The sequence below is a fragment of the Saccharibacillus kuerlensis DSM 22868 genome, from assembly GCF_000378145.1.
Lineage (GTDB): Bacteria > Bacillota > Bacilli > Paenibacillales > Paenibacillaceae > Saccharibacillus > Saccharibacillus kuerlensis.
Genome location: NZ_KB899279.1, coordinates 79,127 through 90,211, shown reverse-complemented (window position 1 = coordinate 90,211; position 11,085 = coordinate 79,127). Strand labels below are relative to the sequence as shown.

Here is an 11,085-nt window from a genome sequence, read left to right as displayed (position 1 = left end):
AGAAGCAGGCGGGCTTTTTGCATACAGAAGCCAGCTGAAGATGCCTTTGTGTTACATTAAGAAATGAAGTTTTTAGTTGGGAGGGAACATAATGGAAATCATCAGTGACAAAATTCCGATTCCAGGAGGAAGCGGAAAAACGGTTGGCGAACCTGTTGTCCGCTTCGACAATGTCGTCAAACGAATCGGCCGCAAAACGATTATCGAAGGACTGACGCTTGACGTGCCGCCGGGGCAGGTATACGGCTTTCTCGGACCGAACGGCTCGGGCAAAACGACAACCATCCGCATGATGACCGGATTAATGGCACCTAGCGCCGGAGATATCATAATCTGCGGACACAGCATTACCGGTCAATTTGAACAGGCGATCTCGCAGGTAGGAGCGATTGTGGAAAATCCGGAAATGTACGGTTACCTCAGCGGGTATCAAAATCTGCTGCAGTACGCACGCATGCGTTCGGACGTGCCCAAGGAGCGGATCGGCGAGGTCATACGTTTTACAGGATTGGAGCATCGCATTCACGACAAAGTCTCGACTTACTCGCTCGGCATGCGTCAGCGGCTTGGTGTTGCGCAGGCCATTCTGCACCGGCCAAAACTGCTCATTCTCGACGAACCGACCAATGGTCTCGATCCGCAGGGCATCCGCGAGCTGCGGGACTATCTGCGCGAACTGACCCGCAGCGAAGGAACGACCGTATTCGTCTCCAGCCACCTGCTTAGTGAGATGGAATTGATGTGTGATACGGTAGCGATTATTCAAGCAGGTAGGCTGATCGACGTCCGAGAGCTGCATAGCGAAGCAGATGCCGACACGACTGTGGAAACGGCATTTGACGTCGACCGGGTTGAAGAAGCGCTTGTGCTGCTCGGCGAAGAAATCGGCATAATTCGCGACGGCCGACTGGTCGTGCGGACCAATCGGCAGGGGATTGCGGAAATCAATATGCGATTGGTACAGGCCGGCATTGCCGTATATGGCATCCGTACGCTGACCCGCTCGTTGGAGGATCAATTCCTGGAGATGACGGGAGGCGGACATATTGTCTAATTTTTTCGGATTGATCCATAATGAAAACATTAAAATTTACGCGCGTATGCGAACTTGGGTGATGCTCGGTGTTCTTGCACTGATCGCTCTGCTGATGCCGGTACTGATTCATTTTGTCAGTGAAGGTATTGGTCTGTGGAGCGCAATGAATACGCTGCTGCTGTTTTCGTTTCTGCCGACTGTATTCACAATCGCGGTAGCTGCCGATTCGGCAGCCGGGGAATTTTCTCGGGGGACAATCAAACTGCTTCTGATTCGGCCGTGGAGCCGCAGCAAAATTCTGCTGTCCAAGTATATTTCCGTGCTGCTGTTCATGTTAGCCGTGTATGCGCTCTTTGCCGGTCTTGGACTGTTAATGTCAAGTCTGCTGTTTGATACCGAATCGGCGGCAAATGATATGATCGGGCAGTTGACAGGAAGTTTGGGCGATTATTTCTGGTGGTCGCTGCTGTATCGGCTGGTCGATTGTCTGATTTATTTCACAATGGCCTTTATGTTCTCTGTCGTTTTCCGCAGCAATTCTCTGGCAGTCGCGCTGACTATCATTTTGCTGTTTATAGGTGATCTGGTCACGCTGCTGATCAGTCCGGAGAGATACGAGATCGGTCGTTATTTGCTGTTTGCGAATCTCGATTTGAGTCAGTATATCTCTTCGGAGACCGGGAATTACGGCGTAACGACAATTGGCTTTTCGCTGGCTGTGCTGGCCGTTTATTATGTTATTTTCCTTGCGCTGACTTTCTGGGTATTCCGAAAACGGGATGTAGCAGCGTAAAATATCGAATTGACAGTAAGTAAGAGCAGCAAAAGCGGCAGAGCAATAAAGAAAGAGCAGTGCGAGAAAGAGCAATGTAAGAAAGAGCAGGTAGTCAGTCAATATGTTAAGAAAGTATAAGTTAGAGCCGAACAAATAGATTTTTCTCAAAAGCCTGAATTATACTGAAAAATCCGCTCCTGTCCGCTTATGCGAAGCAGGAGCGGATTTTTCGGCTTAAGGAGGAAGCTAAGGACAGGGAGTGCCCGCGGCGATCCATTTGCGTTATAATGGAGAGATCATCAAACCGGCCTGCCGATATGGGCACTGTGCCGAGCAGGAAGCGAAGGTGAAACGAAGCGTGGGTGCATACGAAACAAGCAGCAAAAAATGGATTTCGAGCGGGGAAGCGGATACGGCAGAATTGGCCGGATATTTCGCAGGACTGGCGCAGGCTGGAACGGTCATTGCACTTGACGGCGATCTGGGTGCGGGCAAGACAAAGTTTTCGCAAGGGTTTGCGGCTGCATTGGGCGTCAAAGGTGTAGTCAACAGCCCGACGTTTACTTTGATCAAGGAATACGAAGGCAGACTGCCTCTCTATCATATGGACGTCTACCGGATTACACAGGATGAAGCGGAGGATCTTGGGTTGGATGAATATTTTGAAGGTCAAGGGGTGTCGCTCGTCGAATGGGCGTCAATTATCCCGGATCTGCTGCCGGAAAATCGGCTGAATCTTCGCATGGAACATACGGGCGGAGAAGGACGAATCATTCATTGCGAAGGTGTCGGCGCGCCCTATGTGAAATGGGTCAAAGAACTTCCGGAGCCGAAAGAAGTTCGCGGCGAAGAGGAATCGGAGTAGAGAGAATCGAATAAGGATGGGGAACTTGCAGATGGAAAAAAATGATCGGCCGTTGAGCCGGATTTTGGCGCTAGATACGTCGAGTGCCGCGCAGGCGGTAGCCGTATTGGACGAAGGCCGCGTATTATATGAAAGCAACAATCTTGCCGAGCGCAATCATTCGGTCAATCTTCTGCCGGAGATTGAGCGTGCGCTTAGCGAGTCGGGTACGAATAAACGGGAATTGGCTGGTATTGCCGTAGGCATTGGGCCGGGGTCGTATACCGGCGTTCGTATTGCTGTAACGACGGCAAAAACGCTGGCTTGGGCGCTGAAGCTGCCGGTAGCGGCGGTATCGAGTCTGGAGGCACAAGCGGCTTCCGGCTTCGAAGCCTCTTGTCTGAAGGGACGGACTTGGATCATACCGCTGGTCGATGCTCGGCGCGGCCAAGCGTACACGGCCCTGTTCGAAGCATCAGCTCCGCAAGAAAATCCTACTGAACCGGATCAAGCTCCGGATCAAGCTTTGGAAATGCCGCGGCTGGAACGTCTGACCGAGGATGCTATTTTGCTCGTAAGCGAATGGACGGCACACATTGCGGACAGACTGAAGGAGCTTTCGGCGTCTGAACGTCCGGATTATGTGCTCTTTACGGGCGAGACGGACAAGCACGCCGAGACGGTGCTCACCATTGCACAGTTGGCTGGACTGCCGGACGATAGCATACGATTAGAAAATTGCTCGGCTGCAGGGCGCTGGATTGGCTTAATCGGAGCGGAAAAGCTTGCTTCGGGCGAAAATATCGAAGCCCACGGACTGCTGCCGAACTATACGCAGGTCACCGAAGCAGAAGCCAACCTACTGCGCAAGCCTTAACGGAGATTGAAGCGAACAAGCAAAGACAATAGTGACAAAGCAGCGATGGCTTGATCATACAGAACAGGCGGAATGACCCGAAAAAGTGTGGGTTGTCGTGGTCCGCGGAAAGATCCCGGACCTTGATTGTGAATCATACAGGAAAGGGGCCGCACGAAATGCAGCATCGAGACCTTGAACAGGCGCAGTCGTCGGACGAACCGAATTTGAAATTTCGCGTCATGCGGCTTGAAGATATTCCTGACGTAATGGTAATTGAGCACGAGTCTTTTTCACTTCCGTGGACGGAGCAGGCATTCCGCAGCGAGATGACACTGAATCATTTTGCCCGTTACATCATTATGGAAGTGGACGGGCAGCCGGCAGGTTACGCCGGAATGTGGACCGTCATTGACGAAGCGCATATTACGAATATTGCTGTACGCACCGCTTATCGCGGCCGCAAGCTGGGCGAGAGATTGCTTAGCGAGCTGCTGGATATCGCGGAGTCGCTGGGACTTGAACGAGCTACACTTGAAGTTCGCGTCAGCAACGGCGTCGCCCGGAACCTGTATCAGAAAATGGGGTTTAGGGAAGTAGGAATCCGCAAAGGGTATTACTCTGACAACAATGAAGACGCCATGATTATGTGGGTGGATCTGAAAAATCCTGATCGTCCGCGAACGGCCGGAAATATGGAAGGAAGCGTGTAAAAGGAATGAGTACTGCAGCAGAGAAACAAATAGAGGACACAGGCGGGAAAAGCGTTTATATTCTGGCGGTAGAGACGAGCTGCGACGAAACGTCGGTTGCAGTTGTCAAAGACGGACGTGAAGTGCTTGTCAATCTGGTTGCCAGCCAGATTGAAACGCATAAAGCTTTTGGCGGCGTCGTTCCCGAAGTCGCTTCGCGCCAGCATGTGGAATGCATTACGCTGCTGATGGAGCAGGCGATCGCGGAATCGGGAATCGCACCGGAACAATTGACGGCAATTGCCGTCACGGAAGGACCGGGTCTTGTCGGCGCGCTATTGGTCGGCATTATGGCGGCCAAAGCGCTGGCCTTCTCGCTCGACAAACCGCTGATTGGAACGCATCATATCGCGGGGCATATTTATGCGAATCAGTTGATCGGAGAGATCCAGTATCCGGCTATCGCGCTTGTTGTCTCCGGCGGACATACCGAAATTGTGCGAATGGAGAGCGAAGGGCGATTTGAAGTGGTGGGGCAGACTCGGGACGATGCGGTCGGCGAAGCGTACGACAAAGTCGCCCGTTCGCTGGGATTCCCGTATCCGGGCGGACCTCATGTCGACAAAGCGGCGCAGGCTGCCAATTCGGCCGTTCCGCTGCCGCGTGTCTGGCTGGAGGAAGGATCGTACGATTTTAGTCTCAGTGGATTGAAATCGGCGGTGCTGAATCTGGTCAATCAGAGCCGGATGAAAGGCGAGGAGATCGATGCGGGCGGCATTGCGCGCGGGTTCCAGGAATCCGTTGTGGAAGTGCTGGTCGGTAAGGCGGTTCGTGCCATGCGGCAATTCGGAGCCAAGCAGCTTCTGCTGTGCGGCGGAGTCGCAGCCAACGGCGGTCTGCGCAGCGAGCTGACGGCTCGCTGCGAGGCAGAAGGGATTACACTGTCTATACCGCCAATGAAATACTGTACGGATAATGCCGCAATGATCGGGGCGGCCGCTTACATCAAATGGATGCATGGCGAGGTCAGCGATCTCTATATCAAAGGTGAACCCGGAATGTCTCTGGAAAACTGGTCGGTCGGAAGATCGAAGGAGCAGTAGAAGGGTTCGGCTGTTAGCGGTCTTCGGTCTGCAAAGAAAATAGAAGAGTCTCTTCCTACTTGGAAGAGACTCTTTTTTCTGTAATGGGAAGCTAATTCGCTTTTTTTGTACCCCATCGTGCGATGCCAAGCCATGGTCCTGACCCATAGCGCAGAGGCATTGTACAGAGCCATTATACAAAGCCATTATGCAGAGCCCTTTTACAGAGAAATACGCTTTTCATGTAAAAACCAAGTAAAAGGAGAACCATTTCCCGAAAACCGCTTAACACACATTTTACCTGTGGTTGTCAATCCCTGAATAATCTTATCCACATATCCCCTACAAACTGTGAGTAACCGCTTCAAGTCCGCGCCAAATGCCCGCTTTCTATTTCTTGCAAAAGGGGATATGTTTTTCACGTGAACATCCTGAAATCTGTGGATAATGTGTATAACAAAGTGGATAAAATTGGTTCCGTGTGAAAAAAGGCGATTTGATAAGCAAAAAACCGACCTGGAAGGTCGGTTAGCAAGCATGTTTGAATGTAGATTTGTGGATAAATCAGTGGATAACAGGGATAGTTGAAAAAGCGTCTTGACAAAAAATTATTCTGCCGCTAATAGCTCCCATTCTTCGTATGCTTGGGCAAGCTGCGTTTTGTTCGTATCGATCGCAGTCTGCCGTTCTTGAATAGCCATGTAATCTTCGTAAATTTCCGGAAGTGTAAGCTCCAGTTCAAGTGCCGCCACGGCACTTTCCAGTTCAGCAATTGTTGCTTCAAGCTGTTCCATGCGGCGCTGACGAATTCGTTCTTCCCGTTTGGCCTGCTTGCTTTCTTCGAATGAGGCTTGGGTGTTCTTTGATTCTTCTACGGAATCCGCCTGGGCTGCGGCTGACGGTTTTGTTTTATTGCCTCCGAGCAGTGCTGCTTCGCGCGCGATTTCTTCAAGCTCCTGCTTTTTCTCCACATAGTCATCATAGTTGCCCAGGTAACCGGTAACGCCGTCTGAGCTGAGCTCGATGACACGTTCGGCCATTTTGTTCAAGAAATAACGGTCGTGCGAGATAAACATCAGCGTGCCGTCGAAGTCGAGTAATGCGGATTCAAGCACTTCTTTGCTGTACAGATCCAAATGGTTCGTCGGCTCGTCAAGTACGAGTGTATTCGCTTCAAGCAGCATCAGCTTGGCAAGCGAAACGCGTGCTTTTTCTCCGCCGCTGAGTGCCGAGATTCTTTTCAGAACGTCCTCGCCGCTGAACAGGAAGTTTCCGAGTACGGATCGAATACGAGCTTCTTCCATATGTGGATAGGTGCCCCACAGTTCTTCCAATACCGTGTTTTGCGGGTTCAGCGTGTCCTGCTCCTGATCGTAGTAGCCGAGCTGTACTTTGGTTCCCCAGGTAATACGTCCTTGATCCGGCTTGAGCCGTCCGATCAGTGCTTTGAGCATAGTCGATTTGCCAACGCCGTTAGGGCCGATCAGGGCGACGGTTTCGCCGCGGCTGAGTGCAAACGACGCATTTTTGAATAGGGGGTCCTTACCGTCATAAGAAGCGGAGAGGTCCTCTACCCGCAGAACGTCTTTGCCCGAAGTATAAGCGGCCTGGAAAGAAAAGTTGGCGCGTTTGAGATCGCCTGCGGGCCGGTCTATCCGATCCATTTTCTCAAGCGCTTTCCGGCGGCTTTGAGCTCTCTTGGTAGTCGAAGCGCGGACGATGTTTTGCTGAATAAAAGTTTCCATTTTCGCAATTTCGCCCTGCTGCTTCTCGTACTGCTTCAAGTCGGCTTCGTACTCGGCGGCTTTGAGCTCCGTGTACCGGCTGTAATTGCCCGTATAGCGGCGTGCCCGGTGACGTTCGATCTCAACAATGGCTGTTACCGTTTTGTCGAGGAAGTACCGGTCGTGAGAGACGATCAGAAGTCCGCCTTCGTAACTGCGCAAATAATCTTCGAGCCAGGTCAACGTTTCGATGTCCAGATGGTTCGTCGGTTCGTCAAGCATGAGCAGATCGGGCGCTTGAAGCAGCATTTTGGCCAGTGCAAGACGCGTTCGCTGTCCGCCGCTGAGCGTGGATACGACCGTGGACGAATCGAATTCGCCGAAGCCCATGCCATGCAGGACGCTGCGAATCTTTGTCCCGATCTCGTAACCGCCGTGATCGCGGAACCAGTCGGAACGCGTCGCATAACGATTCAGCAGATCCTGATATTCTTTATCGTTCTCATCTTGGGAAGCGCCTTCTGTAATCTTGAGTTCCATCTCGCGGATTTCTCGTTCGGCTTCCAGCAGATCGGCGAATACGTCCAACATTTCTTCCTGGATCGTTCGTTCCGACTGCAGCCCGCTGTTCTGAGCCAGATAGCCGATCGTTGTTTCTTTGTTTTTGAAAATTTGGCCTTCATCGTGGGACATTTCGCCTGCGAGAATCTTTAGCAGCGTCGATTTGCCTGCGCCGTTAACGCCAACGAGGCCAATCCGTTCGCGCTCCAAGATCTGAAATGTAATGCCGTCCAGAATGCTCTGTACGCCGTATCTTTTCGTAATTCCGGTTGCCTGCAGCAGCATAATTCCAAGTCCTCCGTGCTTATAAATTGGTCTTTTGTGTTTACATTCTACATTAAATGCGTACGAAAAACCAAAAGCGGTGAACGATTTTTCGAGAAAAAGCCACAGGAGGCCCGCGAGACCCCCCGGAGCGGTGGTTATTTGCACAAAACAATGATAAACTTGAGCATGTGAGAATAAAAAAGAGAACAGCAGAGAATTCGGGAGGGGAACGGCATCGAACCTTTGGCGGATAAGGCGCTGCTTCGGCGCCGTATGGAGCAGATTAGGGCGGAGCTGCCCGAAACGCTGCGTTTGGAGGCTGAAGCTGCTGTGTGCAGGATGGCGGCAGAACGTCTTGCAGCGCTGCGCGAGCGCAAAGGCTCTCCTCTGGTCGTGCTCGGTTATTTGTCCTACCGGAGCGAATTAAATGCGCGGCCTTTGCTGGCGGAATGCCACCGGTCCGGAGACGTCGTACTGGCGCCGAAGATCGAGAAGGGAAACCGCCGGCTGCGGCTGCTCCGAATGGAACAGCCGGAAGACGAAGCACCCGGAAGCTGGGGGGTTCCCGAACCGAAGGATGGGCTGCCCGAATGGCCGGAGAATTCGCTCGGCGAGATCGATGTCGTGCTGGTGCCGGGATTGGCTTTTGACCGTAAAGGCGGCCGGATCGGCTATGGAGGCGGATTTTACGACCGGCTGATCCATCGGTTTGAGGCCGCCGGCGCGCAGCCTGGACTGTGGGCGCTCGCTTTCGATGAGCAGACCGTAGAGGAAGTGCCGATGGAACCGCACGATTTTCGGCTGGAGCTTCTTATTGTACCGGCCGGTATGATGAATATGACAGGCCGGGCATAGAGTAGGCGGCATCGGCCTCTTAAAGCGATATAGATGAAAAAGCAATGACCGGGCAGGGAGCAAGAAGAGCGATGGATGAGAAGAGGTGACCTCATGCTGTGGAAAGTGGCAATCTTGACAGCCAGCGATAAGGGAGCACGAGGCGAGCGGGAGGATACGAGCGCGCAGGTGATCCGGGAGCTGGTGGAGGAAGAAGTAGGCGGCGAAATTATCGAGTACCGGATCGTGCCCGACGAGTCGGACGAAATTGTTGCGGCGCTGATTGAAATGACCGATTATTTCCAGGCGGATCTGGTGCTGACAACCGGGGGCACGGAACTGGCCAACCGAGACGTAACACCGGAAGCGACAAAGAGAATCATCGAACGGGAAGTACCGGGAATGGCCGAGGCTATGCGAATGAGCGTCATGCAGAAAAATCGGGCAGCGATGCTGTTCCGCGGTATCTGCGGCATTCGCGGAAGATCGCTGATCGTCAATCTTCCGGGAACGCCAAAAGGGGTGCATGAAAATCTTGCGGCTATCATGGATCAGCTGCCGGAAGCACTGTTAATGGTGACGGGACAGTACCGACAATAGATTGACGGACTGTATCGATGCGCTGCAGCCGGATTCCCCATTTATGACGTACTCGCAGGTATGTCTGTTTGAGACTGCTCTGATCGGTTAATCATACGTTTGAAGCATAAGTTTAAAATGAAGTTCAAAACTTAAATTTGAACTTCATTTTAAACTGCATCAAGGATGCAGACCTTCGCCGTACGAACGGTCTTTTCGGTTTGTATATAGGACCGGATGCAGACCTCTTTCAACCCCCGCGCAGGGGCCGCATAAGAAGGACAACCCTGAATACAGGGTGCCTTTTTTTGTGAGAGGGGACTTGAAATTTTGCGCAGAGACTAGTAATATAAGACTTGGCTGTTAGCACTAGACGTTGTCGAGTGCTAACAATAAAGAAACACCTTTACTTAAATTCCAATTTTACAAGGAGGCTATTTTTCATGATCAAACCGTTGGGTGAACGCGTACTCGTAGAACCGATCCAGCAGGAGGAGACGACTTCGTTCGGCATCGTGCTTCCGGATGCTTCGAAAGAGAAGCCGCAAGAAGGTAAAGTCGTTGCTGTAGGCAGTGGCACCCTGAAAGACGGCGTCCGCACTCCACTTGAAGTTCAGGAAGGCGACCGCGTCCTGTTCTCCAAATATGCCGGAACCGAAGTGAAATACGAAGGCAAAGAATACCTGATTATGAAAGAAAGCGACATTCATGCCGTTCTGGCTTAATTGTCATCCTTACACATAACCGTTTTTGAACGATAACAAAGCAACTTATATTCCAGGGAGGTTATTCGATAATGGCTAAAGAGATTTTGTTCAGCGAAGAAGCTCGCCGTTCGATGCTTCGCGGCGTTGATGCACTGGCAAACGCGGTAAAAGTAACACTCGGACCTAAAGGACGAAACGTGGTACTGGAGAAGAAATTCGGCAGCCCACTGATTACGAACGACGGCGTAACAATCGCAAAAGAAATCGAACTGGAAGACGCTTTTGAAAACATGGGCGCCCAGCTCGTTAAAGAAGTTGCAACAAAAACAAACGACGTAGCCGGCGACGGTACGACAACTGCTACTGTTCTGGCTCAAGCGATGATTCGTGAAGGTCTGAAAAACGTAACAGCTGGCGCGAACCCAATGGTTATTCGCAAAGGAATCGACAAAGCGGTAAAAGCTGCGGTTCTCGAACTGCAAAAAATCGCGAAGCCAATCGAAAACAAACAGTCGATCGCTCAAGTTGCAGCAATCTCCGCAGCTGACGAAGAAGTTGGCGAACTGATCGCTGAAGCTATGGAAAAAGTGGGTAAAGACGGCGTAATTACCGTTGAAGAATCCCGCGGATTCGCAACAGAAATGGAAGTTGTAGAAGGCATGCAGTTCGATCGCGGCTACATCTCCCCTTACATGATTACGGACACGGACAAGATGGAAGCGGTTCTGGAGAACCCATACATCCTGATCACTGACAAGAAAATCAGCAGCACTCAGGACATTCTGCCGCTGCTTGAGAAAATTGTTCAGCAGGGTAAAGCTCTCGTTATCGTTGCTGAAGACATCGAAGGCGAAGCGCTGGCTATGCTGGTTGTCAACAAACTGCGCGGTACGTTCAACGCTGTTGCTGTAAAAGCTCCTGGTTTCGGCGACCGTCGCGAAGCGATGCTGCAGGATATCGCAGCTCTGACAGGCGGACAAGTCATCACTGAGAAGCTCGGTCTGGATCTGAAATCGACCACGATCGAACAGCTCGGTTCCGCTCGTCAAGTACGCGTTACCAAAGAAAACACGACAATCGTTGACGGTGCTGGCGACAAAACCGACATCGATGCTCGCGTAGGTCAAA

Annotated in this window: 11 protein-coding genes; 10 read left to right on the top strand and 1 reads right to left on the bottom strand. The window is 51.8% G+C overall.

From position 1 onward, the window contains the following. Positions 1 to 91: 91 nt before the first annotated feature. The 6 genes from F456_RS0105220 to tsaD all read left to right on the top strand — a co-directional run bounded on the left by F456_RS0105220 (position 92) and on the right by tsaD (position 5,306). Positions 92 to 1,054: an ABC transporter ATP-binding protein gene (locus F456_RS0105220; RefSeq protein ID WP_018975944.1), complete on the top strand. Its 963-nt coding sequence runs from the start codon at positions 92 to 94 to the stop codon at positions 1,052 to 1,054. After that, a complete protein-coding gene (locus tag F456_RS0105215; RefSeq protein ID WP_018975943.1) occupies positions 1,047 to 1,829 on the top strand; it encodes an ABC transporter permease in 783 nt (260 codons plus the stop codon). The genes F456_RS0105220 and F456_RS0105215 overlap by 8 nt, the downstream gene beginning before the upstream one ends. A 340-nt stretch (positions 1,830 to 2,169) precedes the next feature. Next, on the top strand, positions 2,170 to 2,676 hold the full coding sequence (gene tsaE, locus F456_RS0105210) for a tRNA (adenosine(37)-N6)-threonylcarbamoyltransferase complex ATPase subunit type 1 TsaE (protein ID WP_051086693.1): 507 nt from the start codon (positions 2,170 to 2,172) through the stop codon (positions 2,674 to 2,676). 31 nt (positions 2,677 to 2,707) lie between these two features. Then, on the top strand, positions 2,708 to 3,532 hold the full coding sequence (tsaB, locus tag F456_RS0105205; protein ID WP_040924973.1) for a tRNA (adenosine(37)-N6)-threonylcarbamoyltransferase complex dimerization subunit type 1 TsaB: 825 nt from the start codon (positions 2,708 to 2,710) through the stop codon (positions 3,530 to 3,532). Between the two features lie 158 nt (positions 3,533 to 3,690). Next, positions 3,691 to 4,224: a ribosomal protein S18-alanine N-acetyltransferase gene (gene rimI / locus F456_RS0105200; protein ID WP_018975940.1), complete on the top strand. Its 534-nt coding sequence runs from the start codon at positions 3,691 to 3,693 to the stop codon at positions 4,222 to 4,224. A gap of 5 nt (positions 4,225 to 4,229) precedes the next feature. After that, entirely contained in the window at positions 4,230 to 5,306 is a 1,077-nt protein-coding gene (gene tsaD, locus F456_RS0105195; protein ID WP_018975939.1) for a tRNA (adenosine(37)-N6)-threonylcarbamoyltransferase complex transferase subunit TsaD, read from the top strand. 587 nt (positions 5,307 to 5,893) lie between these two features. Here tsaD and F456_RS0105190 read toward each other — a convergent pair. Next, complete coding sequence (locus F456_RS0105190; RefSeq protein ID WP_018975938.1) at positions 5,894 to 7,855, bottom strand: ABC-F family ATP-binding cassette domain-containing protein; 1,962 nt, start codon at positions 7,853 to 7,855, stop codon at positions 5,894 to 5,896. A gap of 225 nt (positions 7,856 to 8,080) precedes the next feature. Here F456_RS0105190 and F456_RS21790 point away from each other — a divergent pair, with 225 nt between their 5' ends. From F456_RS21790 to groEL, 4 genes are all read left to right on the top strand, one after another. Then, on the top strand, positions 8,081 to 8,692 hold the full coding sequence (locus tag F456_RS21790) for a 5-formyltetrahydrofolate cyclo-ligase (RefSeq protein ID WP_018975937.1): 612 nt from the start codon (positions 8,081 to 8,083) through the stop codon (positions 8,690 to 8,692). 93 nt (positions 8,693 to 8,785) lie between these two features. Further along, on the top strand, positions 8,786 to 9,271 hold the full coding sequence (locus F456_RS0105180; RefSeq protein ID WP_018975936.1) for a MogA/MoaB family molybdenum cofactor biosynthesis protein: 486 nt from the start codon (positions 8,786 to 8,788) through the stop codon (positions 9,269 to 9,271). 422 nt (positions 9,272 to 9,693) lie between these two features. Continuing rightward, a complete protein-coding gene (gene groES, locus F456_RS0105175; RefSeq protein ID WP_018975935.1) occupies positions 9,694 to 9,975 on the top strand; it encodes a co-chaperone GroES in 282 nt (93 codons plus the stop codon). 71 nt (positions 9,976 to 10,046) lie between these two features. Beyond that, positions 10,047 to 11,085, top strand: a 1,039-nt coding sequence (gene groEL / locus F456_RS21785) for a chaperonin GroEL (protein WP_018975934.1), incomplete at its 3' end; no start/stop codon positions are given.